This is a genomic window from Micromonospora haikouensis (assembly GCF_000876225.1).
Lineage (GTDB): Bacteria > Actinomycetota > Actinomycetes > Mycobacteriales > Micromonosporaceae > Micromonospora > Micromonospora haikouensis.
In genome coordinates, this window is sequence record NZ_JXSX01000001.1 from 952,186 (window position 1) to 978,238 (window position 26,053).

Consider the following 26,053-nt stretch of genomic DNA (forward strand, 5'->3'; position numbering starts at 1 on the left):
TGTGCGGCGTCCATGATCCTGGTCACATTCATTCGGGGTTCAACCGAGGGGCTGGGGAGGAGACGGTGACAACCGTCGCGCTCAAGGATGTGACCAAGGTGTTTCAGGACGGCACAGTTGCCGTCGACAAGATAAATCTGGACGTGAACGACGGGGAGTTCATGGTCCTGCTCGGCCCGTCGGGTTGTGGGAAGTCGACGGTGCTGCGGATGATCGCGGGCCTGGAGGACCCGACCTCCGGTGCGGTGCTGCTCGACGGCGAGCTGGCCAACGACCTGCCGCCCCGGGACCGGAAGATCGCCATGGTCTTCCAGGACTTCGCCCTCTACCCGCACATGACGGTGGGCGACAACATCGGCTTCCCCCTGCGGCTGGCCGGGGTGGACCCGTCGCCGCGCGGGGAACGGGTCGCCGACGTGGCCAGCGCGCTGGGCATCGGCGACGTGCTGGGCCGCAAGCCCAGCCAGCTCTCGGGCGGGCAGCGCCAGCGGGTCGCGATGGGCCGGGCCATCGTCCGCCGGCCGGGCCTGTTCCTGATGGACGAGCCCCTGTCGAACCTCGACAGCGGCCTGCGGGCCGAGCTGCGCGCGGAGATCTCCGCCCTCACCCGCGAGCTGGGCGTCACCACCATCTACGTCACCCACGACCAGGCCGAGGCGCTCACCATGGCCGACCGGGTGGCGATCATGCGCAAGGGCGTCCTCCAGGACGTCGGCACCCCCACCCAGGTGTACGGGCGGCCGGCGACCCTCTACGTCGCCGCGTTCCTCGGCAGCCCGAGGATGAACCTGCTGGAGGCGTCGGTCTACGTCCACCTCGACCGGTACGTCGCGCTGAACCTCGGCGAGCAGTCGCTCTACCTGCCCTGGGACGACATCCGCAGCCGGGCCGTCGCGCACTACCACGGCGAGCGGATCGTGGTCGGGATGCGGGCCGAGGCGCTCACCCCGGTCGCGCCGGACACCCCCGGGCACGTCCTCCAGGGCCGGATCCGCTACCTGGAGCACCACGGCCACGAGTCGCTGGCGTTCCTCGACATCGGGGCCACCGCGATCGTGGTCGACGAGATGGGCAACCGGACCGAGGAGACCAGCGGCGGCCAGCGCGGGCTGCGCCGGTTCGGGCAGGTCATGCAGCGGCTCACCGGGCGCTCCGGCGACGCCGAGGCGGCCCCCGCCGAGCCGGCCCGGGGCGGCGGCAACCGCACCAGCGTGCTCAACGACCCGGGCCGGCACCACCGCCGCCCCGCCGAGCTGGCGGTGCGGCTCGCCCCGTACCCGGCGGTCAGCTCCGGGCACCCGCTGGCCATCTCCGTACGCATGGACGCCCTGCACTTCTTCGACGAGCGCGGCGACCGGATCGACGTGGGCTGGCGCTGAGCGGCCCGTTCCGATCCGCGCCGGAGTCGAGCGGGGTGGCGGGCGGGGCGGGCGGTGCCCTACGGTCAGCGGACCTCGTCCACTGAGCACAGTGTGAGAAAGGGGTCAGCCCGTGTCGGGTGACCGTCCGAGCCCGCTCGTCATCGAGCGCATCCTGCGCGACCGGCAGGGCATCTGGCAGCAGATCGTGGCCGACCACGACCTCAACGCCCTCACGCTGCGCATGCTGGCCAGCTCCGGCGTCGCCCTGGCCTGCTACGGGGCGGTGCTGGGGGCGTTCCACAGCGTGCTGATGGCGCTGACGTCGGCGGTCAAGCTCCCACTGCTGTTCCTGGTCACCCTCGCCATCTGCCTGCCCACGCTCTACCTGTTCAACCTCGTGTTCGGGGCCCGGCTGTCGGTGCGGCAGTCGCTGGCGCTGGTGATGGTGGCGATCACCGTCACCTCGATGCTGGCCGTGGCGTTCGCGCCGATCAGCCTGTTCTTCCTGATCACCGCCCCGGACTACGGCTTCTTCAAGCTGCTCAACGTCGCGATCCTGACGCTGAGCGCGGTGGTCGGGCTGCGCTTCCTGACCGGCGGGATGCAGGTGCTCAACGCCCACGGCCTGCTCGCCCCGGCTGCGGCTCCTCCCGTCGCCGCCCCGGCCGTCGCCCCGGCTGCCCCGGCCCTTGTCCCGGCTGCTCAGGCCGCGCCGGCCTTGGCGGTGCCGGCTGTTCAGGTGACGCCGCAGGCCGTCGGTCAGCCCGCCGCCGAGCCGGTGGCGGTCGGCGCGAACGGCGCGAGCGCCGCGACCCCGGCGGTCCCGGCCACTCCGCCAGTTCCCGCCGCCCCGGCCACTCCCGCCGCCCCGGCTGCCTCCACCCCGGCGAACGGGGCCGGTGAGCCCGTACCCGTCGCGGTCGGCGTCCCGCCGCAGCAGATGGTGGCCGGGCAGCACCTGGTGCCGGCCGGGCCGGGCCTGCTCCCGCCCGGGTACCCGGCGCAGCAGCACCGGCAGTGGCCGTACCCGGCGGCCCGCCCCGCACCGGACGCGCAGCGCCCGGCCAGCATGACCCTGCTGTACGTGTGGATCCTGCTGTTCGGCTTCGTCGGCACCCAGCTCGCCTGGACGCTGCGCCCGTTCTTCGGCAGCCCCGGCGAGGGGTTCGCGCTGTTCCGCAGCATCGAGGGCAACTTCTACGCCGAGATCATCCGCACCCTCGGCAACCTCTTCTAGCCGCCTCCCGCCCGCGCCTCCCGCCCCCACCCCGGCGTTGGTGATCAAGAGAAAAGCGTCAGAGTCGATCTCCACGATGACGCAAACCTCTTGATCACCAGAGCCGAGCGGCGAGCCGGGTCACCGGTGGCCCGGTCATGGGGGGTCGGGGGTGGGTGGGCGGCGACGGTACGGGCCCCAGGCGACGAAGCGGGCGTACAGGTCGGCGGGGGCGGGGCCGTCGTCGGGGTTGAGCCGGTAGAGGTCCCGGGCCGCCTCGTAGAACATCCCGCACAGGTAGATCGACAGGCCGATCGCGTTGCCCGCGTAGTCCGCCTTGAGCAGCAACCGCGCCTCGGCGCACGGCCACGGCTGCCCGCACGCCCGGCAGCACCACAGTGGGCGCAGCGGGGTGTGCGGCGTGGCGTGCGGCGGGTACGCCCGGGGGCGGTCCGCCGCCGGCCCGTCACCGGGCTGCGGAAGCTGGTGGCTGATCACGTACGTCTCCTTTCGCGCCGGGAGGGGCCCGCCCCGCCGGGGGAATGGCGGGGCGGGCCCGTGCGGTCGCGCCGCGTTCCCGGGGGCGGAAGCGGCGGCGGCCCCGCTGTGTGACAGTCTGCTGATCGTCGTACTACTCTCAGAAGTCTTTCCGCTCCCACCAGCCCGGCCGTCCGGATCGGCCGGGGCGTGTGTGCAGAGGTGTGCAGATGAGCCATCGGATCCCCATGTTGGAGCTGTTCGCCGGCGAGCTGCGCCGCCTGCGGACGGGCGCGGGCCTGTCGCAGGAGGCCCTCGGCGAGCGGGTCAACTACTCGGCGTCGCTGGTCGCGGCGGTCGAGCAGTGCCGCCGCCCGCCCCGGGAGGAGTTCACCCAGCGGTGCGACGACACGCTGGGCGGCGAGGGGCTGCTGGTGCGGATCCGGGACACGCTGGTGCGGGAGAGCCTGATGCCGTGGTTCCGCGAGTGGGTGACCATCGAGCAGGAGGCCACCACGCTGCGCAGCTTCGAGCCGCTGGTCGTGCCGGGCCTGCTCCAGACCGAGGGGTACGCCCGCGCGCTCTACGAGGGCGCGGCCCAGCTCGTCGGCGAGGCGATCGAACCGCCCCTCGCCGCGCGACTGGCCCGGCAGGCGGTGCTCGACCGGCCCGCCCCGCCGCAGCTCGTGGCCGTGCTCGACTACACCGTGCTGGAACGCCCCGTCGGCGGGCCCGCCGTGATGCGCGAGCAGTTGCGGCACCTGGTCGAGATGGGCCGCCGCCCCCGGGTGCACCTGCACCTGGTGCCGCGCGGGACCGGCGCGTACCCGGGGCTCAACGGCGCGTTCGTGCTCGCCACCCTGCCCGAGGCGAACGACGTCGGTTACCTGGACAACCAGTTGCAGGGCACCATCGTGGAGCGCACAGTGGACATACACTCGCTGCGGCAGGGGTGGGAGTCCGTGCGGGCGGAGGCGCTGCCGCACGGTGCCACGCTCACGGCGATCATGGAGGCGGCAGAGGCATGGACCTGACCGGCGCGACCTGGCGCAAGAGCTCCCGCAGCAGCGGCAACCAGGGCAACTGCGTGGAGGTGGCCGACGACCTGCCGGGGGCGGTCGCGGTGCGCGACAGCAAGGACCGGCGGGGCCCCGTGCTGGTGTTCGCCCCGGCGAGCTGGGCGGCGTTCGTCGCCCAGGCGAAGCGCCGCTGAGGCACGTGCGCCGCCGAGACGCCGCCTCCCGTCAGGGGCGGTCGGGTCAGGGCCGGTCGAGGGCGCGCACGACGGCGGTCAGCGCGTCGGCGACGAGCCGTTCGTCCAGGGGCCGCAACACCGAGGTCACGGTGAGCGTGACGAGGTTGTGGCCCACCCGGACCATGACGAACGCGCTGCTGCCGGTGATCTCGTTGACGCCGCTGCCGACCGATAGCCCGTAGTCGACGCGCCAGGACTGCTCGCCGGCCGCCGGCGCCGGCCGGGCGCGCACCGCGAACCGCACGGGCGGGCCGTCGTCGTTGCTGCCGGTGAACCGCCGGCACGCGGCGCGGTCGGCCTCTGCGGCGGCGAACACGGAGGCGGGCACCGGCTCGGCATACGAGGCGACGGTCACCTTCGCCGTGGTCGAGGCAATGCCGACCTGGCCCGGCGGCGTGGAGTAGCGCGCCTCGGCGGCTGCCCGCTCGCCGGGCTTCAGCCCGTCAAGGTAGGCGTCCCGGGCCAGCGGGCGGCAGGCGGCCGGTTCGATCCGGGACTCGGTGCCCGGCCCGGCCTCCTCGGCGACCCAGGACCTGGGCAGTGCCGCCCGGACCGCCCGCGCGACCTTCCGGGCCTCGGTGCCGGTGAGCAGGCGACCGGCGTCGGCGGAGCTGCCGATAATCGGTGGCCCCGTGCGCGCCGGATCCGTGGTCGTCGTCGGAGCGGCGGGGATCGTCCCGTCCGCGCCGGGTCCGGGCGAACCGGCCGGCGCTGCGGCGGCGCCGGTGCCGTCCGGCGGAGCCGACGGGAGGGCGGCGGGCAGCGGCACCGGCGCGTAGCTGCCGGGCACTCCCGGGCCGAGGACGACCCCGGCCAACAGGACGATGACCAGCCCGGTCGCCGGCAGGACCAGCCGGCCCGGCAGCGCTGGGCGGTCGGGCGACTGCGGGACACGGCCGGGCGGCGCGGTGCGGGCCGGGGTGCTGTCGCGGGGCGCGGCGTGGGCTGGGGTGCCGTCGGGCAGCGCGGTGCGGGCCGGGCGCAGCAGCAGGACGGCCGACGTGAGCGCCGTCAGGAACAGCAGCCAGACCAGGGGCGTCCCGACAGCGAGCCGCAGGGCCAGGACGTCGGCCGAGCGCCCGGTCACGGCCGAGTGCGCGTACTGGAGGAAGCCGGCCAGGACCGTCGCGGACCCGGCGGCGAGCAGCCCACGGGCGAGGGCCCGCGGGCCCGGCCTCGTCGCGGTCGCGAGCAGGACGACCCAGCCGGTCAGGGCGCAGAGCAGCCACCGGGCCTGCGCCGCGCGGAGCGCCTCGTCGATGGTCGCGGGTGGATCGATTTGGGTACGCACGATCGCGGCGGTGCCGCCGACGAGCGCGGCGAGCGCGGCGGTCCTCGCCTCGACCGAGCCGAGTGCCCGGCGCAGTGCGCCTGGCCCGGTGGCGAGCGACCGCACCGCGATCAGCGCCGGCAGCGCGAGCGCCGCTGGCCAGGCGGCCTTCGGCAGCGAGTAGACCAGCCAGGCCCGGAACGCTTCCGGGAGGTCCGTGTGCAACACCGTAGCGAGTATGTGCAGCGGCCACAGCAGGACGGCCGTGGCGGCGATCGCCACGAGGTGCCCGGCGAGCCGTCCCGCAGCCCGTGCCGGGCCTGTCGAGGGCCTGGTCCCGGCCAGCACGGTCGCGAGGGCCACGCAGAGGCCGACCGCGCCCGCGCCCAGCGCTGCGGTAGCGGCGGCGAAGAGCAGGCCGTCCGCCGTCCCCGGGGCCAGGAACAGCCCATCCGCACCGGGCAGGGACGGCATCGCCGTGCCGAACGCGGCCACGGAAAGGCCGGTCGCCGTGCCCGCGACCGGCCGCCACCACGTGGCCGGCACTCCGGTCCGCCGGGCCGACTCCGCGCGGCAGAGCAGCGACGGCAGGAGCCCGCCGACGAGCAGCGCGGCACCGACCCAGGCGGCGGCGGCCGTCGGCAGCCAGCCCTGCGCCGCGTAGTGCAGCGCCCAAGTGAGGTTCGCGGCGGCGGCCATCGCCATGACCGTCACCGCGCCGACGGCCAGCCCCTGCGCCAGGTCGCCGTCGCGTCCGTCCGGCTGCCGCAGCGACCGGACCCGGTCCAGCGGCCGGGGGTGGCGGGCGAACGGGCTGCGCAGCGCGACGGCCAACCGGTTGCCGGCCGGCGCCGTCCGGGCGGCGGCGTCGCGCAGCAGCGCGGCCAACGCGTCCGCCTGGCCGGCCCGGGCCGCGTGCCGGTCCGCCTCCCGCTCACGCATCCGGAGCAGGCTGGCCGCCAGCAGCGTGACCAGGCCCGCCAGGAGCAGGACCGTGAGCAGCGAGCCACCCAGCCATCTGCTGGTGGTCTGCGAGAGGGGGGAGGTCTGCTGGTTGGAGGCAATCTCCACGAGGATGCCGGCGGCGACCGCGGGCACGGGCAACCAGACGAGTCCTCGTACGGCAGCCGCCCAGGTCACGTCGCGGGCCCGTACGTGGGCGAGCTCGTGCTGCACGACCGGGTCGAACCGGGCCGGGTCGCGGTACGCCACGGCCACCCCCGCCGGGAGCACGACGAGCGGCCGCCGGCCGACGACCCCGATGGTGAACGCCTGCCGGACCGGCGGGCCGGCGATGAGCAGGCGTGGCCGGTTGCGGCCGGTCAGCCCGTTGTCGTCGCAGAGCGCGTCGAACCGGTCGGCCGCCCCCGGCACGGCGAACCGGCCCCGGTGCCGGCGCAGCCGCCACTGGTCGACCGCCGGCACCAGCAGCAGCAACAGGGCCGCGCCGGCCAGCACCACGCCCACCGCCCCGAGCATGACCAACCCACGTTCTCGGGCCGGACCGGCCATGCAGTCGGTGAACCCGGGCGGGATGGGATTCGCGGCGGTCGCCCCGTATGCCAGCTCGCACTCGGCGAAGGCGGCTGCCCAGGGCAGGCTCCATGCCCGGTTGGCGAGGAAGAGCAGGTCACCCGCCCTGATCCCGATGGCGACCAGCGCCGCGACGACGAGCAGGTACAGCCAGCCCAGCCGGTACGGCGTGCCGCCGTCGCCGTCGTGGCCGGGCGTCGTCGTCGTGTCACGGTCATGGAGTGGCGAGGGCTCGTCGCGGTCCTGGGGTGGCGGGGGCTCGTCGCGGCCCGCCTCGGGTGTGCCGGCTGGCCGGGTCACCGGTCGCCCGGTGCGGCCAGCGCGCCCACCAGGGCGTCGGCCAGCAGATCGGCCGCGTCCGCCGGCAGGCCCAGCGCGAGCGCGTGCCGGCGGCACGCCTGTTGGAGTGCGGCCACCTGGGGGCCGGTCAACCCGAGCCCGTCGGCCGGCCCGGTGCCGGCCTCCGGTGCCTTCGCTGCCGTCGGGCCGGTGCCGGCTGCGGGTCCCGCCGATCCGGTGGCCGGTCCCTCCGGTTCGCTGGCGACCTTCGCGGATTCGCCAGCCGAGTTCGGTGCGAGCGCTTCCGTCGGTGCGAGCGCTTCCGTCGACTCGGCCGTCGTCGCGTCCCGGCCGCGGTGTCGCAGCCACCTGGCCCGGAGCCCCGCGCCGACCCCCGTCACGCCGAGCACGAGCACCTCGGTCACGGCGGCGGACATGGCCTGGAGGAACAGCTCGCTGACGAGCGTGGTGTCGATGCCGAAGCCGACCGCGCTGCCCGGGGCCTCCTGCTGCCGAGCCCCCCTCGCGGCCTGCTCCCGCCAGCCGGCGGCCACCCCGTCGAACACCTCCAGCTCCTCCGGGGCATAGCCGGTCACCGCGCGGCGCGCGGCGTCGACGACGAGGGCTGCGGCGCGCTGCTGTGCATCGATCACGCTCCCCATCGTGCCGCCGCCGCGCCAGCATCCGACAGCGTCGGGTCGGGAACCGAACACTTCCACCCGCCGGCCTCCGCAGCCGACGCTTGAGCCGCAAGTTACTGCGGAGTAACGTGCGGGCATGACCATCGACTCGCGCCAGGTCGCCGCCGGCATGCTGGAGGCGGTGCCGTTCGCCCGCACGCTCGGCGTCGAATTCGTCGAGGTGGCCCCCGAGGCCGACGGCGGCGTGCGCGCCGTGGTCCGGCTGCCCGACTCGCCGGCCACCCACAACCACGTCGGCGGCCCGCACGCCGGAGCGATGTTCGCCCTCGGCGAGACCGCCTCCGGCGCGGTGGTGCTCGCCGCGTTCGGGCAGCTCCTCGACCGGGCGGTGCCGCTGGCGGTGCGGGCCGAGATCGCGTACGGGAAGGTGGCGATGGGTCCGGTGCTGGCCACCGCGCGGCTCGGTCGGCCGGCGCCCGAGGTGGTCGCAGAGCTGGAGGCCGGCCGGCGGCCCGAGTTCCCGGTCGACGTCGAGATCGCCACCGAGGACGGCACCCCCACCTCGGCGATGACGGTCGTCTGGACCCTGCGCCCCCACCGCTGATCCCCGCGCGGGCCCCTCCTTCTCCCCAAACGGGTTTGGGGGATTCCGGGGGTGGATAGATTCGTACCGTGCTGGGCCTGCCTGCTCACGTGACCGCGTGTCTCTTCGACCTGGACGGTGTGCTGACGCAGACCGCCCGGGTGCACAACGCCGCGTGGACCGAGACGTTCGACGCGTTCCTCCAGCGCCGCGCGGCGGCCACCGGCGAGCCGTACCGGCCGTTCGACCCCGGCCCCGACTACAACCGGTACGTCGACGGCAAGCCCCGCGCCGACGGGGTGCGGTCGTTCCTCGCCTCCCGGGGCATCGTCCTGCCGGAGGGCTCGCCCGACGACCCGCCCGACGCGGACACCGTCCACGGCGTCGGCAACCGGAAGAACGCCGTCCTGCTCAAGCGCATCCACACCGACGGGGTCGAGGTCTATCCGGGCTCCGTGACGTACCTGCGGGCGGCAGCCGACGCCGGCCTGCGCCGCGCCGTCGTCTCGGCCAGCGCCAACTGCCGCGACGTCGTCGCCGCCGCCGGGCTGGAGTCGCTGCTGCAGGCCCGGGTCGACGGGGTGGTCGCCCGCGAGCAGGGGCTGCGCGGCAAGCCGCACCCCGACACGTTCCTGGCCGGCGCGAAGCTGCTCGGCGTCGACCCCGCGCAGGCCGCCGTCTTCGAGGACGCCCTCGCCGGGGTTGCCGCCGGCCGGGCCGGCGGATTCGGGTACGTCGTGGGCGTCGACCGGGTGGGCCAGGCCGACGAGCTGCGCGCGCACGGGGCGGACGTCGTGGTGACCGACCTCGCCGACCTCGTGGACAGGAGACCCGACGCATGATCCGGGAACGCGCCTATCCGGTGGAGCCCTGGCACATCCGGGAGACCCGGCTCGACATGGACGTCCTGGCGCAGTCCGAGTCGGTCTTCGCGCTCTCCAACGGGCACATCGGCCTGCGCGGCAACCTCGACGAGGGCGAGCCGCACGGCCTGCCCGGCACGTACCTGAACAGCTTCTACGAGCTGCGCCCCCTGCCGTACGCGGAGGCCGGGTTCGGCTTCCCCGAGTCCGGCCAGACCATCGTCAACGTCACCAACGGCAAGCTGATCCGGCTGCTCGTCGACGACGAGCCCCTCGACGTCCGGTACGGCGAACTCCTCGCCCACGAGCGGATCCTCGACCTGCGCGCCGGCACCCTGCACCGGGAGCTGCACTGGCGCACCCCGGCCGGGCGCGAGGTCAAGGTGCGCAGCACGCGGCTGGTGTCGTTCACCCAGCGCTCGGTCGCCTGCATCAACTACGAGGTGGAGGCGGTCGACGGGCCGCTGCGGCTGATCCTCCAGTCCGAGCTGGTGGCGAACGAGAACCTCCCCGCGCAGAGCCGCGACCCCCGGGTGGCGGCGGTGCTGGAGTCGCCGTTGCAGGCCGAGGAGGAACTGACCACCAACGACGGCGGGCTGCTCATCCACCGCACGAAGGTCAGCGGGCTGCGGGTGGCCGCCGCCATGGACCACGACGTGCACGCCCCGGAGCACACCACCGTCACCACCGAGGGGTACGAGGACTGGGTCCGCACCACCGTCGGCTGCGTGCTGAAGCCCGGCGAGAAGTTGCGGGTGGTCAAGTACCTGGCGTACGGCTGGTCGAGCCGCCGGTCGCTGCCGGCGCTGCGCGACCAGGTCGGCGCGGCCCTCACGGGGGCCCGCCTCGACGGCTGGGACGGGCTGCGCCGGGAGCAGCGGGAATACCTCGACGAGTTCTGGGACGTCGCCGACGTCCGGGTCGAGGGCGACCCGGAGGTGCAGCAGGCGGTGCGGTTCGGGCTGTTCCACGTGCTCCAGTCCGGGGCGCGGGCCGAACGCCGGCCGATCTCCGCGAAGGGCCTCACCGGCCCGGGGTACGACGGGCACGCGTTCTGGGACACCGAGATGTTCGTGCTGCCGGTGCTCACCTACACCCAGCCGGGGGCGGTGCGCGACGCCCTGTACTGGCGGTACTCCACCCTCGCCCAGGCGCAGGAGCGGGCCCGCACCCTGAACCTGGCGGGGGCGGCCTTCCCGTGGCGCACGATCGAGGGGCCGGAGTCGTCGGCGTACTGGCCGGCGGGGACGGCGGCGTTCCACATCGCCGCCGACATCGCCGACGCGCTGCGCCGGTACGTGCTGGTCACCGGCGACGAGGGGCTGGAACGGGAGATCGGCCTGGAGCTGCTGGTCGAGACGGCCCGGCTGTGGCGCTCCCTCGGCCACCACGACCGGCACGGCCGGTTCCACATCGACGGCGTGACCGGCCCCGACGAGTACACGGCCGTGAAGAACGACAACGTCTACACCAACCTGATGGCGCAGCGGAACCTGCTTACCGCCGCCCAGTGCGCGATGCGCTTCCGGGACCAGGCGATCGGCCTGGGGGTCACCGAGGAGGAGGCGGCGGCCTGGCGGGACGCGGCGAACGCGATGTGCGTCCCGTACGACGAGGGCGTCGAGGTGCACGAGCAGGTGGAGGGGTTCACCCGGCTCCAGGAGTGGGACTTCGAGCACACGCCGACCGAGAAGTACCCGCTGCTGCTGCACTACCCGTACTTCGACCTGTACCGCAAGCAGGTCATCAAGCAGGCCGACCTGGTGCTGGCCATGCACTGGCGGGGGGACGCGTTCACCGAGGAGGAGAAGCGGCGCAACTTCCTCTACTGTGAGCGGCGCACCGTGCGGGACTCGTCGCTGTCGGCCTGCACGCAGGCGGTGATCGCCGCCGAGGTGGGCTACCTGGAGCTGGCCCACCGGTACCTGCGCGAGGCCGCGCTGATGGACCTGCACGACCTCAACGAGAACACCCGCGACGGGGTGCACATGGCGTCCCTCGCCGGGGCGTGGATCGCCCTGGTCGCCGGGTTCGGCGGGCTGCGCGACCACGACGGGATGCTCGCGTTCGCGCCCCGGCTGCCGAGCCGGCTCGACCGGCTGGAGTTCTCGTTGCAGTGGCGGGGGCTGCGGCTGCGGGTCGACGTCCGGGCGCACCAGACGACGTACGCGCTGCGCCACGGCCGCGCCGACGACGTGGTGGAGCTGCGGCACCACGGCGAGAAGGTGCGGGTGACCTACGCGGAGCCGGTCACCGTGCCGGTGCCGCCGTTCACGCCGCCGGCCACCGAACCGGAGCAGCCGCCCGGCCGGGCCCCGCTGCTCCGCCTCCCAGAGCAGCTCGGCTGAAGCTCCGCGCCCGGCGGGCGTTCCCGGTCGGCCGGGGCGCTTCCCCGACCGACCGGGGAGGGGTCAGAACTGCCGCCCGTTCGAGGGGCGACCGGCCGCGTCGTGCGGGGCGACGGCCCTCGGGTCGTCGGCGGTGCGGGCCTGCGCCGCCTCGTCCGCCCAGTCCCGGCTGCGCTCGGCGTCCCGTTCCCGCTGTTCGTCCCGCTCGGCGGTCTGCTGCTTGGACCTGTCCTGTCGTCGGGCCATGACGATCCTCGCGATCCGTCGGGGCGCGGCTGCGCCGGTGCTGCGGTCACCCCGGGCCTTCCCGCCCGGCCCGGCGGCAAACCGCAGCGGCGGCGAGCCGGGTCAGGGCCGCCAGGGCTCCAGGTGCCGCGCGAAGCTCAGCCGCAGGTTGCTCTTGGGGCGGGCCCCGACGGTGGAGCCGACCACCTCCCCGTCGCGGAACACCAGCAGGGTCGGCATCGACATCACCTGGTACGCCCGGGTCGTCGCCGGGTTCTCGTCGGTGTTGAGCGTGACGATGCGCAGCCGGTCGCCGAACTCCACGGCCAACTCGGCGAGGCTCCGGGAGACCGCCACGCACGGCGGGCACCACTCGGCCCAGAAGTCGACGACCACCGGCCGGTCGGCGGCGAGCACCGTCGCGGCGAACGAGGCGTCGGTGACGGCGGTCAGCGGGGTGGTTCCCGTTTCCTGAGGCATGTTTCCTCCCGGTACGCGATGGCCTGGGCGAGTTGGTCGTGCAGCTGTCGCCGCACCGCGCCGAGCCGGTCGAGGTAGGCGTCCACCTCGGCCAGCTTGCGGCGCAGCACGGCCACCGAGTCCGGGCAGACGTCCCCGGAGGCGTGCCCGGCCCGGAGGCAGGCCACGAACGGCCGGATGTCGTCCAGGCCGAAGCCCACCGCGAGCAGGGCCCGGATCTCGTGTACGACCCGCAGCTCCGCCTCGTCGTAGACGCGGTAGCCGTTGGCGGAGCGCCGGGGCCGGACCAGCCCCTGCGACTCGTAGTACCGCAGGGTCCGGGTGCTCGTGCCGGCACGTTCCGCCAGCTCACCGATCAGCATCCGACCTCCTTCGCCCGCCGCCGACCGCAACGCTAGACCTTGCCGCCGATGTCAAGGCAACGGCGAATCCCGGCCGCCAGGGCGGGTAAGCGACGCCGGACGAGGCGGAAGCCGTGGGGAGGATGTGCGATGGCGGCACGGGGACAGGTGGGCACGACGACCCGGGGTGGCGAGGTGACGATCCCGGCGGGTGACGCCGGGCTGCCGGCCGACGTCCTGGTTCCGGCCGGGGCCACGGGCGTCGTGCTCTTCGCGCACGGCAGCGGCAGCTCCCGGCACAGCCCCCGCAACACGGCCGTGGCGGGGGTGCTGAACGGGCGGGCGCTCGGCACGGTGCTGGTGGACCTGCTCACGCCGGAGGAGGACCGGGTCGACGCCCGTACGGCCGAACTCCGGTTCGACATCGGGCTGCTCGCCGACCGGCTGGCCGCGATCGTCGACTGGATGGCCGTCGAGCCGACGCTGGCCCGGTTGCCGGTGGGCCTGTTCGGCGCGAGTACCGGTGCCGCCGCCGCGCTGGTCGCCGCGGCGGCCCGCCCCGAGCGGGTGCGGGCCGTGGTCTCCCGGGGCGGCCGACCGGACCTGGCCGGCATCGCCCTGCCCCGGGTGGCCGCCCCGACACTGCTGCTGGTGGGTGGGCTGGACGAGCAGGTGATCTCGCTCAACGAGCAGGCGGTGGCGGAGCTGGGTGACGTCGGTGAGCTGCGGGTGGTGCCCGGCGCGACCCACCTGTTCGAGGAGCCGGGCGCGCTGGAGCAGGTCGCCGACGCGGCGGCCGACTGGTTCGCCACCCACCTGCGCCCGCCCACCTGACGGGCCATCGGTCTCAGGCGGGCGCGGGCGGCCGTCCGGTGGCGGCCTGCCGGTGCCGCTGCACGGTGTCGATCACCCGGTACACGACCGCCGTGATCGGCACCGAGACGAAGGCCCCGGCGATGCCGGCGATCAGCGTGCCGGCCGTCACCGCCACCAGGACCACCGCCGGATGCAGCTGGACCTGCCGCTTCATCACCAGCGGCTCCAGCAGGTTGCCCTCGATCTGCTGTACGGCGATCACGGCGGCCAGCGTGAGCAGCGCGACGGTCGGCCCCTTCGCGGCGAGCGCCACCAGCACCGCCACCGCCCCGGCCACGGTGGCCCCGATGATGGGGACGAACCCGCCGAGGAAGGTGATCAGGGCCAGCGGCAGGGCGAGCGGCACCCGCAGCAGCACCAGGGCCAGGCCGATCCCGAGCGCGTCGATCGCCGCGATGATCATCGTCCCCCGGCTGTACGCGCCGAGGGTCCGCCAGCCCACCCGGCCGGCCTCGGCGGCGACGTCCCGGTTGGGGCCGGCCGTGCGGCGCAGCACCCAGTGCCACATGGACCGGCCGTCCTTGAGCAGGAAGAAAAGCAGCACCAGGGAGAGCAGCACGGAACCGGCGACCTCGGCGGCAGTCCGCGCCCCGCCGACCGGGTCGGGGGCGCCGCCGCCCAGCCCGTCCCGGGTCTGCCGGATCAGCTTGTCGAGCTGGTCGTCGGTCACCGGGAGGGTGGAGGTGACGAAGTCCCGGGTCCGCTGGAGGCCCTGGTCCAGCTCCTGGCTCAGCTCGCTGAACTGGCTGGCGGTCAGGTTCCACACCAGCACCCCGACGCCGACCAGGATGCCGAGCAGGAACAGCACGGTGAGCAGGGCGGCCAGCGCCGCCGGCAGCCGGAGCCGGCGCAGCAGGAGCAGCACCGGGTCGAGCAGGGCGGTGAGGAAGAGCGTCGCGGCCAGCGCGATCGCCAGCGGGGCCAGCAGTACGGCGATCTTCCCGACCAGGTACAGCCCGGCGACGACCACCACCAGGCAGGCGCTCCACAGCACGGCAGAGCGGACCAGCCACGGCAGCCCGGCCCACGCCTGGCGCGACCCCGCGCCGCTCGCGTCGACCGCGACCCGCCCGGCGCGCTGCCCGTCGTCCGTCGTATCCCCGGCACCGTCGTCGACCACGTCACCCTCCCACTTCTCGGCGAGTTCCCCGTACCCGAACGCCACCTCCCCGACACCCGCCCCACCTCGTACCAATCTTGGACGGTTGTCGCTGGGACGGAACGCGAACTGTCCAAGGTCGGCGGGCGCGGCCGATCCGGCGGCGGTTTGTGCGGGTGGGGGCAGGGAACGCTCCCGTCAGGGAATCAGTGGAGGAGGGGAAGCGCGTGGGTGACTTCATGGACAAGGCCAAGGACTTCGCCGACAAGCACGACAAGCAGGTCGACCAGGGCATCGAGAAGACCGGCGACATGGCCGACCAGCGCAGCGGCGGCAAGTACGACAAGCAGATCGACAAGGGTGTCGACATGGCCCAGCGGCGCACCGGCGAGGGCGACACCTCGCCGCGCTGACCCCGACCCGTCTCCGGTCCCGGGCCGCCACGCCGAGGCGCCCCGGGACCGTCGTGTCGGAGCAGCCGCCGCGCCGGGGCGGGCCAGGGGGATTCTCGTCAAGGCGACCCGGGCCGGAAATCCGGTCCCGCTCACTGGCCGATCATCGAACTCTCTCGCTACGATCCGTATTCGGGGCATGACTCCAGGTGGGTCGCCCCGGCGGACCGGGCGGCCCGACGGCGGGGCTGCGGACGAGAGGGAGTCATCCGGTGACCGACACATCCGAGGCGACGATCCAGCGCTACCCGTTCGGCGATCCCGACCGGCTCAACCTCGATCCGCGCTACGCCCGGTTGCGCCGGGACGAGCCGCTGATCCGGGTCCGCCTGCCGTACGGCGAGCCGGCGTGGCTGGCCACCCGGCACGCCGACGTGCGTACCGTGCTCGGCGACGCCCGGTTCAGCCGGGCCGCCGCCGTGGGGCGCGACGAGCCGCGCAACACCGCGCGGCAGATCCAGGGCGGCATCCTGTCCATGGACCCGCCCGACCACACCCGCCTGCGCCGGCTCGTGGCCCGCGCGTTCACCGCGCGCCGGGTCGAGGAGCTGCGGCCCCGCACCCGGCAGATCGCCGACGAGCTGGTCGACAATCTGCTCGCCGCCGGCCCGCCGGCCGACCTGGTGGAGCACGTGGCCACCCCGTTGCCGATCCGGGTCATCTGCGACCTGCTCGGTGTGCCGGTCACCGACCAGGACAAGTTCCACACCTGGTCGGAGGCGATCGTCTCGACCACCTCGCTGAGCCAGGAGCAGATCCAGCAGTACATCGACAACCTGTTCGCGTACATGGGCGAGCTGATCGCGCGGCGGCGCGACGAACCCACCGACGACCTGATCGGCGCGATGGTCCGGGCCCGCGACGCCGACGACCGGCTCAGCGCGGAGGAGGTGGTCCAGCTCGCGGCGGGGCTGCTCGCCGCCGGCCACGAGACCACCGTCACGCAGATCCCCAACTTCGTGTACGTCCTGCTGCAGCACCCCGACGAGTGGGCCCGCCTGCGGGCCGACCGGACGTTGGTCCCCCGCGCGGTCGAGGAGCTGATGCGCTTCGTCCCGCTCGGCGCGACCGCCGCCTTCGCCCGCTACGCGAAGGAGGACGTCGAGATCGGCGGCGTGCTCGTGCGCGCGGGCGAGCCGGTGGTCGTGTCGATCCCGTCGGCCAACCGGGACGAGACGGTCTTCGCCGACGCCGACCGGCTCGACCTGGGCCGGGAGGTCAACCCGCACCTGGGCTTCGGGCACGGGGTGCACCACTGCGTCGGTGCCCAGCTCGCCCGGATGGAGCTCCAGGTGGTGCTGGACACGCTGCTCGACCGCACCCCGGGGCTGCGCCTGGCGGTGCCCGAGCCGGAGCTGATCTGGAAGAGCGGCCTGCTGGTACGCGGCCTCACCGCGATGCCGGTGGCCTGGTGAGGGGGAGGATCAGGTGAGCATGGAGGAAGGGCAGTCCGGCCCGGGGTGGCGGCTGCACGTGGACCCGACCCGGTGCATCGGCTCGGGCATCTGCGCCGGGACGGCACCCAAGCACTTCGGCCTGGTGGACGGGTTGTCCCGCCCGCTGGCCGAGCGGGTGGCCCCGGCGCAGGCGGTCCTCGACGCGGCCGACTCCTGCCCGATGGAGGCGATCCTCGTCTCCGAGGCGGACAGTCGCCGGCGGATCGCCCCCGAGCCCTGACCGGTGACCACCGTCGACACCGACCCCGAACCGGTGTCGGCGGTGCGTCACCGCAACAGTTCAGAGCTGCTTGTCGCGCAGCTCCTCCATGGAGGTGGGCCGGCCGCTGAGGGCGTCCCGTAGCCGGTCCACCAGGCCGGTGCCAGGGGCGAGCAGCCGGTTCGCCGGCGGGTGGTCCGGCGCGGCCGGGTGCGGCCGGGTCGGCGCCGACCTCTTCGCCGCCTGCACCTTGCCGGCCAGCTCCACCAGTTCCTCCCGGGCCATCGCGGCGCGCAGCCGGGGGAACAGCTCCGCCTCCTCCTCCTGCACGTGGTGGCGGATCGTCTTGGCCAGGTGACCCAGCAGCGGCTCGAACCGGGCCTCCGACGGGTCGACCGACTCCAGCTCCTTCATGGTCCGCTCGGCCTCGGCGTGCTCGGCGATCTCGTGCTCGGCGAGCTGGTCGCCGTCGGGCAGCGCCTTGCGGGCGGCCGGGTAGACGTACTGCTCCTCGGCGACCGAGTGGCGGACCAGTTCGGCGATCACCACGTCGGCGAGTTGCCGGCGGTGCTCCGGGGTGCCCTGCCGGCCCTCCAGCTCCACGAAGATCGCCTCCACCGCGCGGTGGTCGGCGACGAGTACGTCCACGACGTCCTGGTCGGTCACGCCCTGCGGGTGGTCGGTCCTGCTCTGCGGGTCGGTCATGTCGGTGCCCCTTACCGGTTGCGGATCGGTCGGTGCTGAGGCTGGTACCCCGAGGCGACCGTCCGAACCGGTCAAAGACCGTCCGAACCGGTCAGAGACTGCCCAGCACCCGGGTCACGGCGATCTCGATGACGACCCGCTGCGGATTGGGGCGCGGGACGCGGTAGCGCTCGGCGTACCGGCGCTCGGCCTCGGCGACCGACGCCGGGTCGGCGCGCAGCACCGCCCGACCCTCCACGGTCAGCCAGCGCCTCCCGTCGACGTGACAGACCGCCACCGGGGTGCCCGCCGCACCGGCCGCTGCGACGTGCCGGGCCTTGGCCGACGTGCCCGACGTGATCACCCGGGCCAGGCCGGCGGCCGGGTCGAGGGTCATCCCGACCGGTACGACGTGCGGGGTCCCGTCCGCGCGCAGCGTCGTCAGGGTGGCCAGGTGCCGCTCCCGGCAGAACGCGAGGACCCGTTCGTCGTGGATGCCCAACCGATGGTCGCCCGGCATGTCCCGCCCCTGTCCGATCCCGCCGCACCGTGCCGCCCCCGACGCGGGAGCCCGGCCCCGATCATGGCACGGGCTCAGCCGACCGGGCGGCGCGTCCTGTCCTCCTGCGGCCCGGGCTGGCCGGGAAGCTGCCGCTGGGCGGCGCGGTGCTGCCGGACCAGCCGGCCCAGGTAGAGCAGGGCGGCGGCGAGCACCCCGATGTCGTCGAGGTAGATCGGGTCGGGGAGCACGTCGATCGGGAAGATCGTGTAGGCCAGCGCACCCCAGAAGGCGACCTTGCCGCCGACGCCCAGCGTGCCGAGCAGCTTGCGGGTGCGGACCACCCGTACGGCCAGCACGACGGCGCCGACGAGCGTCGCCGCCACGACGAGGCCGGCGACGACCAGCAGCCAGGTGCGCTCCGTCATGCGCCCACGCTAGCCGACCGGGGGCGAAGAAGGGCGACAGAGTTTGCGCCGTCGGCGCTCAGGGAAGAGGGAGCGCCGACAGTGGTCGATGGGTGACCGTACGGTGACGGGGGATTCGCAATGGACAGACGTGCCAGTTTCGGGTTGGCGGCGACGCTCGCCGCAGTGGCCGGGGCGGCGGTGCCGGCAGCCGCCGGGGCCGCGAGCAGCGGGACGTTCGCGCCCCCGCAGTATCTCGCCAGCGGGTCGACGGCCACCAACGCCGTCGCCGTCGCCGACGTCACGGGGGACGGGCGACCCGACATCGTCGTCGGCGTCGACGCCGTGGACGGCACGCAGACGAGCTCGGTGCTGCTCTTCGCCCAGCGCGCCGACCACAGCTACGGCGCTCCGACGAGGATCGTCGCGCACGGCGGCTACAACAGCGACGTACGCCTCGCGGTCGCCGACATCGACGGCGACGGGCGCACGGACGTGGCGCTGTCGTCGTCCGCCGGGGTCGACCTGCTGTTCCAACGGGGCGGGCGGCTCGCCGCACCCGTGCTCGTCGCGGGGAGCGCCGGAGACGTCGCGATCGCGGACGTCACCGAGGACGGCCGGCCGGACCTGGTGGTCAGCGCGCGGCCGGGCGAGGTGCGAATCCACGCGCAGACCGCGACCGGTGCCTTCCCGGTCCACTCGACGGTGACCGGGCCGTACCTCGCCGGCGCCCCGGGCGAGCAGGTGTTCGCCGCCGACCTCAACGGGGACGCCCGGCTCGACGTCGCCCAGTTCTACCGGCACGGCACGTGGGTGCGGCTGCGCCGCGTGGACGGCTCCTTCGGGCCGGCGACGACGTACCGGACGCCGGAGGACGGCAACGGCTACCGCCGGGTCAGCAACGGCGCGGCGGTCGGCGACGTGACCGGCGACGGCCGGGCCGACCTGGTGACGAGCGTCAGCGGCAACACCCCCGACTCCGCCGTCCAGGTGTTCACCCAAGGCGCCGGTGGGCTCGCCACGACGCCGGTGCGGTATCCGGCCTACGACATCGCCTCCGGTCTCGCCGTCGGCGACCTCACCGGCGACGGTCGCAACGACCTGGCGGTCACCCACGACAGTTGGCTGGCGGTGAGCGTCCACCTGCAGCAGCCGACCGGGACGCTCGGCGGGTACACGACGAACCGGGTCGACGGCGTCGGGCCCCAGCGGGACGGCGTGGCCATCGGTGACGTCACCGGGGACGGCAAGCCGGACGTCGTCGCCGTCGCCTACGACAAGGTGGCCATCCTGCGGCAGCTCTGAGCCCCGTGTCGGCCGCCCCGACCCGCTCGGCGGCGGCCGGCACGGTGTCCGGGGCGCGGCGGCCACCCTCACCCGTCAGGCGTGGCCGCTCAGGCCGGGACGGCGGCCCGGCCCCTCGCCACGGCCGGCTTCTGCCGGGCGACCACCGGCATCTCCCGGGTCTGCTCGGCGGCCGGCGACGGCTCGTCGCCCACCCCGGGCAGCAGCGACTCCTGCTCCTGTGGGGCGGGCACGGTCGCGGCGAAGGCCTCGTCCCGCAGGCTGCGCGCGGCGACGGCGGCCTGCTCGGCGGCCCGCCAGGCGGCCTGCTCCCGCTCCTGGGCGGCCTCCTGCCGGGCGCGCAGGTGGTCGCGTACGGCGCGGCGCAGCACCAGCTCCTGGTCGACCGGGTGCAGCCGGGGGTCCCACCCGTTGCGGTGCGCGAACACGTCGCTGAGCTGCTCCTCCGACAGCTCCCGACGCCAGTACGCGTCCAGTGCGGCCCGGTGCAGGTAACGCTCGCGGTCGGCGTACTCGGCGGGGGTGCGCTCGGTGTGCGGGCGGGGCAGGGCCGTGGCGGCCGCCAGCCGGCGGACGTCTGCCTCCGCCGCCTCGTACGCCTGCCACGCGGCCTCGACCTCATCCTGTGCGGACAGCCACTCGGCCCGCATCCGGCTGGCGGTCGCCGCGGCCCGTTCCGCCGCGGTCGCCACCTCGTCGGCGTACCGGCGCTGGGCGCGTTCCTCGGCGGCCTCCTCCAGGAGGCTGGGCATGGCGGCCTCGCGGATCCGCCCGCCGATCACGGAGCGGAACAGGTCGGGCCGGGCGACCAGGCCGGCCACGGCGACGACGGCGAGGACGAGCAGGGCCAGCCAGATCGCGGCGGCCCGGGGCACGTCGAGCAGGACGGAGGAGAGCGCGGTCTGCATGAGGGGCACCTCGGAGGGGACGAAGTGGACTGACGGTCGGGGCCCGCGGTGCGGGCGGGGCCGCGCGTCGACCGGTGCCGGACGGGGCCCTGCCGCAGTCGTCACCGGTGCGGGTGACGGCGGGCGGGGTCGTCGGCGGCGCGGGGCGCGGCGGGCGGCGGGCTCGCGGCGGGCCAATGCGGTGCCGGCACGGCGGTACGACGCCGGGGCGGACCGGATCGGCGGCTGGTGGCGGCCCGGGTCAGTGCCGGGGCGGCCCGCGCCGGACGACGGTGCCGGCGGCCGGGTCGACGGCGGGCCGGTCGACCGGGACGGCCGCCACGGGCCGGCCCACCGGGGCGGGGACCGGCCGCCGCGCGTCGCCGACGACCGGGCGGGCCTGCGGGGCGGCCGGATCGGTGCGCGGCTCGGCCGTCGCGCCGGGGCCCAGCGAGTCGACCCGGCTGGCCACCACGACGGGGTGGGTCGGGCCGGTGGCCGTGGACGCCATGGCGGGGGTGCCGGCCGTGAGGGCGGCGACGCCGCCGAGGCCGACGGCGAGGACCAGGGTGGTCAGCGCGAGGCGACCCAACTCCCCGATGCGGCGCAGCCTCGACCGCCACGAAAGGCGCGACCCGCGCAGCGTCGCCGGCAGGGACGGCCGGGCGAACGCTACGGACTGCACGACACCAACCTATCGCCGATGCGGCCCGCCCGCAGCCTCGGCGGCCGGCCCGGCTGGTGACCCGGGCCACGACCCGTCGCAGTGGACAGAGGATCCCCGTCGGGATACGACCGCCGCGCCGCCGCCGGATGCATCGACGGCGATGAGAATGCCGATAGTTTTCCGGCGGCGTCCCCGGGCATCCTGTCGGGTAGCGCGGCCCCGCCGTCGCCCGTGGGGTGCCGCACCCCACGGTGGAGCGCAAGACCGGAGGAGACCCCATGGGAGTACGTCGACAGGTGGCGCACGCCGTCGCCGCCACCGCCCTGCTCGTGGCCGCGACGGTGGCGGCCACCGGCGCGCCCGCCAGCGCCGCGCCGTCGGTGGCCGCCGCAGCGGTGACCCCGGTGGCGGCGGTCGACCTCCAGCGCTACGCCGGGGACTGGTACCAGGTCGCCGCGATCCCGGCGATCTTCGAGATCCAGTGCTTCAAGAACGTGAAGGCCCGGTACGACGTCCAGCCCGACGGCACCGTCGGGGTGCGCAACACCTGCCGGACGATCCTCGGCACCACCAGCGCGGTCACCGGCCGGGCCCGCAGCGAGAACCCGCCGGCCAACTCGGTGCTGACCGTCTCGTTCCTGGAGGTCGGCGGGCGCTGGCTCTACTTTGGCGGGCCGAACTACCTGGTCATGGGCCTCGACGTGGACTACCGCTGGGCCGTCGTCGGCGACCCGGACCGCCGCACCGGCTTCGTGCTGTCGCGCGGGCCGGCGCTGGGCGGCGCCGAGCTGGCCGAGGCGAAGGCGGTGCTGACCGCCAACGGCTACGACCTCTGCGACTTCCGCACCACCCGGCAGGACGGCGGGGCCGACGCCGGCAGCTTCTGCTGACCGCCCGGCCGGCCCGTCGACGCCCGGCCCGCCGGCCGGGGCGCGACGGGCCGGCCGCTTACCCGCGCAGGCCCTCGTCGGTCGGGTCGACCGGCTCCGGGCCGGTGTCACTCGGCCCGCAGGCCCTCCGGCCGGGTCAGCCGCCAGAGGGCGGGCAGGCTCGCGCCGGTGACCAGCAGCACCACGCCGCCGCCGAGGGCGGCGCCGAGGCCGACCACCGGCCAGCTCATCGAGACCGGCGCGCCGACCATGCGCAGCAGCACCGCCCCGAGGCCCAGGCCGAAGGCTACGGCGAGGCCGAGCCCGACGAGCACCGGCACGGCCGCCTGCCACAGCACCGACAGGCCCAGCGTGCGGCGCGGGGTGCCGACGGCGGCCAGCATCGCCAGCAGGCGGCGGCGCTCCCGCAACTGCTCCAGCACGCCGACGAGCATGCTCGCCCCGAGCAGCAGCAGGGTCACCACGACGCCGACGAAGAGGCCCCGCTTGACGTTGACGAACTGCGTGGCCTGGCGTTCCTCGTCCAGCGCCATGACCTGGGCGCGCACGTCCACCTCGGCGGCGGCGTTGCGGACCCGCTCCAGCGCGTCGGGGTCGGCCGGGTCGAGGCTGAGCAGCGCCTGCGCTCGCAGTCCCGTCCAGGCGGCGTCGGCCGCGCCGGGGGTGACCAGCAGGCTGGTGTGGGACCAACCGACGGGGTCCGGGACCGACGGCACGGCGCGCAGCCGCCGCGGCAGCGTCCAGGCCGTCTCGTTCCCGCTCAGGGTCACCCGGTCGCCGGGGTCGAAGCCGGTGAGCTGCTGCTCGCCGGCCGGCGGTTGAGCGAGGAAGACGTCCCCGTCGGCGCAGGGGCCGAGCCGCGCGTACTCGGCCAGCGTGGCGCAGTCGCCGATGCGTAGCGTGGCCGCCTGGCTCACGTCGGAGCCGATCGCGACGGTGGTCGACGTGCCCGCGCTGCGGGCCACGCCGGGGGCGGCGGCCAGCCGGGCCAGCGCCGCGTCGGGGTCGGGCACGTCGTCGAAGGTGACGAACGCCTGGGCCCGGGAGGTGTCCTGGCCGGTGCGGGTGGTGAACTGCGCCTCCACCCCGGCGACGAGCATCTGCAGGCCGATGCTGCCCGCCACCGCCACCGCCACGCCGCTGACCAGGCGCGCGGAGGTGGCGCTGTCCAGTTGCAACCGGCGCACCGCGAGCTGCCACGGGACCGGGCCGCCGCGCAGCCGGCGTACGGCGAGGTCGACCAGCCAGGGCAGCATGGTGACCGTGCCGACCAGCAGCAGCACCGCCCCGGCCGCCACCTGGTAGTCGGGGGTGTCGGAGCGGCCCTCGCCGACGCCGGTCAGCGGGTAGAGCAGGGCCAGCCCGGCGGCCGGCAGCAGCAGCCGCCACCACAGGCGGCGACGCACGGCCGGGCCCTGGCGGCTCACCCCGAGGGGCTCGACGACGACCCGGCGCAGCGCGACGAGCGCCACCAGCACGGCGAGCACCGGCACCGCCACCGCGACCGCCGCCACCAGGGTCGGGGCGGGGCGCAGGTCCGACGCGTACACGCTGATGTCGCGGAGGGTGACCAGCGGGGCGAGCTGGCGGCCGGCGGCGAAGAGGACGCCGCCGACGGCGAGGCCGAACACCGCGCCGGCCGCCGCCTCGCCCGCGGCGATCCGCCGGACCATCGCGGTGTCGGCACCGAGCAGGCGCAGGGCGGCTAGCCGGCGGTCCCGGCGGTCCCCGCCGAAGCGGACCGCCGCGCCGACGAAGACGACGATCGGCAACAGCAGCACCACGACGACGACCACGACGAGGACCATCAGCACCGGCGAGAACTCCTCGCCGGGCTCCCCGCCGCCGAACTGGTCGCGCCGCACGGCCCACTCGTCGGTCAGGTCCGCGCTGCCGAGATAGAAGGCCAGCTCACCGGGGCCGGCGAGGCCCTGCGCGCCGATCGTGCCGGCGACCCGCGCGCCGCCGAGCCGGGGCGCGAACAGCGGGCCGTCGGGCGAGTCGAGCAGGTCCCGCAGCGCCGGGGAGACGACCACCTCGCCGGCCCCGGGCAGGCGGGTCAGCCCCGGCGGCACCGGCGCGGCCGGCCCCTCGGCGCGCACGATCCGGCCGCGCACCGAGCGGTCCCGGAACTCGGTGTCGGCAAGGGCGACGAGCAGGGTGTTGGCTGCGGCGACCTTCTCGGGACGCCACCCGGTGTCGTTGCGGGCCTCATTGCGGACCGCCCGGGCGTCGAGCGCGCCCGGCACGGCGGCGGCCAGCAGCAGCATGGCCACCCCGATGCCGACGCCGAGCGCGGTCAGCGCCGCCCGCGTCCACCCGTCCCGGCCGCCGGTGACGGCCATCCGCGCGCCCAGCCACAGGTCGGCCAGCACCCGGCCCGGCCTACGCGGCCCGGTCACGCGGCCGGCTCCAGGCTGCGGGTGCGACCGTCGCGCACCACGACCTCCCGATCCGAGTACGCGGCCACCCGCGCCTCGTGGGTCACCAGCACCACGGCGGCACCGGTGTCCCGGGCCGCCCCGGTCAGCAGCCGCATGACGCGCTCGCCGTGCAGCGAGTCCAGCGCGCCGGTCGGCTCGTCGGCGAAGACGACCCGGGGGCCGGTGACCAGCGCCCGGGCCACGGCGACCCGCTGGCCCTGCCCGCCGGAGACCTCGCCGGGGCGCTTGCCGGCCACGTCGTCGACCTCCAGCCGGCCGAGCCACTCGGCGGCACGCCGCTCCGCCTCCCGCCGCCCGACCCGTTCCAGCCGCAGCGGCAGGGCCACGTTCTCCAGGCAGGTCAGCTCGGGCACGAGCTGACCGAACTGGAACACGAAGCCGAACTGCCCCCGCCGCAGGGCGCTGCGCTCCCGGTCCGACATGGCGGTCAGGTCCGCGCCCCGGTAGGTCACCCGCCCCGAGTCGGGACGGACGATGCCGGCGAGGCAGTGCAGCAGGGTCGACTTGCCGGAGCCGGACGGGCCCAGCACCGCCAGCACCTCGCCGGCCCGGACGGTCAGCGACGCCCCGGCGAGCGCCGGGGTGGGGCCGAAGGCCCGGTGCAGCTCCTCGGCGACGAGCAGCTGCTCCGCCGGGGTCGTCCGGTCGTGGCCGTCCACCGTCGTCCCGCCGTCGGCGCGTGCGCCCGTCATCGCCGTACCGCCGTCGGCGTGGGTGCCCGTCATCGCCGCACCGCCTCGGCCAGCTCGTCCAGCCGGGCCGCCGTCAGCTCCAGCCAGCGCAGGTCGGCCTCCAGGTGGAACAGGGCGTGGTCGCAGATGAGCCGCTCGGCCAGGTCGCCGGAGTCCCGACGCCGGGTCAGCTCGCGCATCAGCCGCAGGTGCTCGGCGCGCTGCGTGTCGAGCAGGTCGGCGGCGGAGCGGCCGGTGAGCAGCGCCAGCACCACCTTGGTGTAGAGGACGCTGTGCAGGTACGGCTCGGGCTTCTCCGGCTGGGACAGCCAGCGCCGCACGTCGGTCACCCCGGCCTCGGTGATCGCGTACCGCTTGCGGTCGGGGCCCTCGCCGGCCTCGACCGAGTCGACCTCGACGAGGCCGTTGCGCAGCAGCCGGGACAGGGTGGCGTAGACCTGGCCGAAGTGCAGCGGGCGGGCCTGGCCGAAGCGCTCGTCGTAGGCGCGTTTCAGGTCGTAGCCGTGGCGAGGGCTGGACTCCAGGAGCCCGAGGAAGGTCTGACCGATCGACATGGCCGCGACTATACACATCATGTATACACATGGTGGATAGGCAGGTCGGAAAAGGGGCCCTCCCCGTCG

The 26,053-nt window shown here is 75.1% G+C and carries 28 protein-coding genes; 13 read left to right on the plus strand and 15 right to left on the minus strand.

Features of this window, described 5'->3' with window-relative positions; genetic code table 11:
• Window positions 1-65 precede the first annotated feature (65 nt).
• Both TK50_RS04330 and TK50_RS04335 read left to right on the plus strand, forming a co-directional pair.
• Complete coding sequence (locus TK50_RS04330) at window positions 66-1,379, plus strand: ABC transporter ATP-binding protein (protein WP_043961575.1); 1,314 nt, start codon at window positions 66-68, stop codon at window positions 1,377-1,379.
• A gap of 112 nt (window positions 1,380-1,491) precedes the next feature.
• On the plus strand, window positions 1,492-2,598 hold the full coding sequence (locus TK50_RS04335) for a hypothetical protein (RefSeq protein WP_043961576.1): 1,107 nt from the start codon (window positions 1,492-1,494) through the stop codon (window positions 2,596-2,598).
• 135 nt (window positions 2,599-2,733) lie between these two features.
• Here TK50_RS04335 and TK50_RS04340 read toward each other — a convergent pair whose 3' ends face one another.
• A complete protein-coding gene (locus TK50_RS04340) occupies window positions 2,734-3,075 on the minus strand; it encodes a hypothetical protein (protein ID WP_043961577.1) in 342 nt (113 codons plus the stop codon).
• A gap of 209 nt (window positions 3,076-3,284) precedes the next feature.
• Here TK50_RS04340 and TK50_RS04345 point away from each other — a divergent pair, with 209 nt between their 5' ends.
• Window positions 3,285-4,088, plus strand: coding sequence for a helix-turn-helix domain-containing protein (locus TK50_RS04345; protein WP_043961578.1), 804 nt, complete (start codon window positions 3,285-3,287; stop codon window positions 4,086-4,088).
• Window positions 4,079-4,267: a DUF397 domain-containing protein gene (locus TK50_RS04350; RefSeq protein WP_043961579.1), complete on the plus strand. Its 189-nt coding sequence runs from the start codon at window positions 4,079-4,081 to the stop codon at window positions 4,265-4,267. The genes TK50_RS04345 and TK50_RS04350 overlap by 10 nt, the downstream gene beginning before the upstream one ends.
• 46 nt (window positions 4,268-4,313) lie before the next feature.
• Here TK50_RS04350 and TK50_RS04355 read toward each other — a convergent pair whose 3' ends face one another.
• Together TK50_RS04355 and TK50_RS33475 are read right to left on the minus strand one after the other, a co-directional pair.
• Entirely contained in the window at window positions 4,314-7,412 is a 3,099-nt protein-coding gene (locus tag TK50_RS04355; RefSeq protein WP_043961580.1) for a M48 family metalloprotease, read from the minus strand.
• Window positions 7,409-8,044, minus strand: a complete 636-nt coding sequence (locus TK50_RS33475) for a hypothetical protein (protein WP_043961581.1) — start codon at window positions 8,042-8,044, stop codon at window positions 7,409-7,411. Before TK50_RS33475 ends, TK50_RS04355 begins: the two co-directional genes overlap by 4 nt.
• A gap of 124 nt (window positions 8,045-8,168) precedes the next feature.
• On the opposite strand from TK50_RS33475, the gene TK50_RS04365 reads away from it, so the two are divergent.
• The 3 genes from TK50_RS04365 to TK50_RS04375 all read left to right on the plus strand — a co-directional run bounded on the left by TK50_RS04365 (window position 8,169) and on the right by TK50_RS04375 (window position 11,826).
• Window positions 8,169-8,636 carry a DUF4442 domain-containing protein gene (locus TK50_RS04365; protein ID WP_043961582.1) on the plus strand — a complete coding sequence of 156 codons (468 nt, stop codon included), beginning with the start codon at window positions 8,169-8,171 and terminating at the stop codon, window positions 8,634-8,636.
• Window positions 8,637-8,704: 68 nt separating this feature from the next.
• A complete protein-coding gene (locus tag TK50_RS04370; RefSeq protein WP_043961583.1) occupies window positions 8,705-9,457 on the plus strand; it encodes a beta-phosphoglucomutase family hydrolase in 753 nt (250 codons plus the stop codon).
• Entirely contained in the window at window positions 9,454-11,826 is a 2,373-nt protein-coding gene (locus TK50_RS04375) for a glycoside hydrolase family 65 protein (RefSeq protein ID WP_043961584.1), read from the plus strand. Before TK50_RS04370 ends, TK50_RS04375 begins: the two co-directional genes overlap by 4 nt.
• A gap of 63 nt (window positions 11,827-11,889) precedes the next feature.
• On the opposite strand, the gene TK50_RS04380 is transcribed toward TK50_RS04375, so the two are convergent.
• The 3 genes from TK50_RS04380 to TK50_RS04390 form a co-directional block, all read right to left on the minus strand.
• Window positions 11,890-12,072 (minus strand): hypothetical protein, encoded by a 183-nt coding sequence (locus tag TK50_RS04380; RefSeq protein WP_043961585.1) that lies wholly within the window; start codon window positions 12,070-12,072, stop codon window positions 11,890-11,892.
• Window positions 12,073-12,174: 102 nt separating this feature from the next.
• Window positions 12,175-12,531, minus strand: a complete 357-nt coding sequence (gene trxA / locus TK50_RS04385) for a thioredoxin (RefSeq protein WP_043961586.1) — start codon at window positions 12,529-12,531, stop codon at window positions 12,175-12,177.
• Entirely contained in the window at window positions 12,501-12,893 is a 393-nt protein-coding gene (locus tag TK50_RS04390; protein ID WP_043961587.1) for a MerR family transcriptional regulator, read from the minus strand. The genes trxA and TK50_RS04390 overlap by 31 nt, the downstream gene beginning before the upstream one ends.
• Window positions 12,894-13,022: 129 nt before the next feature.
• Between TK50_RS04390 and TK50_RS04395 the strand changes: the two genes are divergently transcribed.
• Window positions 13,023-13,706: a dienelactone hydrolase family protein gene (locus TK50_RS04395; RefSeq protein WP_043961588.1), complete on the plus strand. Its 684-nt coding sequence runs from the start codon at window positions 13,023-13,025 to the stop codon at window positions 13,704-13,706.
• A 13-nt stretch (window positions 13,707-13,719) separates the two neighbouring features.
• Here TK50_RS04395 and TK50_RS04400 read toward each other — a convergent pair whose 3' ends face one another.
• A complete protein-coding gene (locus TK50_RS04400) occupies window positions 13,720-14,913 on the minus strand; it encodes an AI-2E family transporter (protein ID WP_241773915.1) in 1,194 nt (397 codons plus the stop codon).
• A 161-nt stretch (window positions 14,914-15,074) separates the two neighbouring features.
• Here TK50_RS04400 and TK50_RS04405 point away from each other — a divergent pair, with 161 nt between their 5' ends.
• From TK50_RS04405 to TK50_RS04415, 3 genes are all read left to right on the plus strand, one after another.
• A complete protein-coding gene (locus tag TK50_RS04405; RefSeq protein WP_043961589.1) occupies window positions 15,075-15,260 on the plus strand; it encodes an antitoxin in 186 nt (61 codons plus the stop codon).
• 251 nt (window positions 15,261-15,511) lie between these two features.
• On the plus strand, window positions 15,512-16,714 hold the full coding sequence (locus TK50_RS04410; protein ID WP_043961590.1) for a cytochrome P450: 1,203 nt from the start codon (window positions 15,512-15,514) through the stop codon (window positions 16,712-16,714).
• Window positions 16,715-16,733: 19 nt separating this feature from the next.
• A complete protein-coding gene (locus tag TK50_RS04415; protein WP_043961591.1) occupies window positions 16,734-16,976 on the plus strand; it encodes a ferredoxin in 243 nt (80 codons plus the stop codon).
• A gap of 60 nt (window positions 16,977-17,036) precedes the next feature.
• Here TK50_RS04415 and TK50_RS04420 read toward each other — a convergent pair whose 3' ends face one another.
• The 3 genes from TK50_RS04420 to TK50_RS04430 form a co-directional block, all read right to left on the minus strand.
• Entirely contained in the window at window positions 17,037-17,660 is a 624-nt protein-coding gene (locus TK50_RS04420) for a hemerythrin domain-containing protein (protein WP_043961592.1), read from the minus strand.
• A gap of 91 nt (window positions 17,661-17,751) precedes the next feature.
• Complete coding sequence (locus tag TK50_RS04425) at window positions 17,752-18,159, minus strand: pyridoxamine 5'-phosphate oxidase family protein (RefSeq protein ID WP_043961593.1); 408 nt, start codon at window positions 18,157-18,159, stop codon at window positions 17,752-17,754.
• Window positions 18,160-18,233: 74 nt separating this feature from the next.
• Window positions 18,234-18,566, minus strand: coding sequence for a YkvA family protein (locus tag TK50_RS04430; RefSeq protein ID WP_043961594.1), 333 nt, complete (start codon window positions 18,564-18,566; stop codon window positions 18,234-18,236).
• 120 nt (window positions 18,567-18,686) lie between these two features.
• On the opposite strand from TK50_RS04430, the gene TK50_RS04435 reads away from it, so the two are divergent.
• Complete coding sequence (locus tag TK50_RS04435) at window positions 18,687-19,850, plus strand: FG-GAP repeat domain-containing protein (RefSeq protein ID WP_082106161.1); 1,164 nt, start codon at window positions 18,687-18,689, stop codon at window positions 19,848-19,850.
• Between the two features lie 89 nt (window positions 19,851-19,939).
• Here TK50_RS04435 and TK50_RS04440 read toward each other — a convergent pair whose 3' ends face one another.
• Both TK50_RS04440 and TK50_RS04445 read right to left on the minus strand, forming a co-directional pair.
• The gene (locus TK50_RS04440) at window positions 19,940-20,758 is read right to left on the minus strand and encodes a hypothetical protein (RefSeq protein WP_043961596.1); all 819 of its coding nucleotides are present in this window, start codon (window positions 20,756-20,758) and stop codon (window positions 19,940-19,942) included.
• Between the two features lie 241 nt (window positions 20,759-20,999).
• On the minus strand, window positions 21,000-21,422 hold the full coding sequence (locus TK50_RS04445; protein ID WP_043961597.1) for a hypothetical protein: 423 nt from the start codon (window positions 21,420-21,422) through the stop codon (window positions 21,000-21,002).
• 260 nt (window positions 21,423-21,682) lie between these two features.
• Between TK50_RS04445 and TK50_RS04450 the strand changes: the two genes are divergently transcribed.
• The gene (locus tag TK50_RS04450) at window positions 21,683-22,294 is read left to right on the plus strand and encodes a lipocalin family protein (RefSeq protein WP_043961598.1); all 612 of its coding nucleotides are present in this window, start codon (window positions 21,683-21,685) and stop codon (window positions 22,292-22,294) included.
• Between the two features lie 107 nt (window positions 22,295-22,401).
• Here the strand turns inward: TK50_RS04450 and TK50_RS04455 are convergent, their stop codons facing one another.
• Genes TK50_RS04455 through TK50_RS04465 form a run of 3 tightly spaced genes read right to left on the minus strand, consistent with a single transcriptional unit; the run spans window position 22,402 to window position 25,984 of the window.
• Window positions 22,402-24,696 (minus strand): FtsX-like permease family protein, encoded by a 2,295-nt coding sequence (locus TK50_RS04455; RefSeq protein WP_199485967.1) that lies wholly within the window; start codon window positions 24,694-24,696, stop codon window positions 22,402-22,404.
• On the minus strand, window positions 24,693-25,463 hold the full coding sequence (locus TK50_RS04460) for an ABC transporter ATP-binding protein (RefSeq protein WP_241773916.1): 771 nt from the start codon (window positions 25,461-25,463) through the stop codon (window positions 24,693-24,695). The genes TK50_RS04455 and TK50_RS04460 overlap by 4 nt, the downstream gene beginning before the upstream one ends.
• Window positions 25,460-25,984 carry a PadR family transcriptional regulator gene (locus TK50_RS04465; RefSeq protein WP_043961599.1) on the minus strand — a complete coding sequence of 175 codons (525 nt, stop codon included), beginning with the start codon at window positions 25,982-25,984 and terminating at the stop codon, window positions 25,460-25,462. The genes TK50_RS04460 and TK50_RS04465 overlap by 4 nt, the downstream gene beginning before the upstream one ends.
• Window positions 25,985-26,053: the final 69 nt, after the last annotated feature.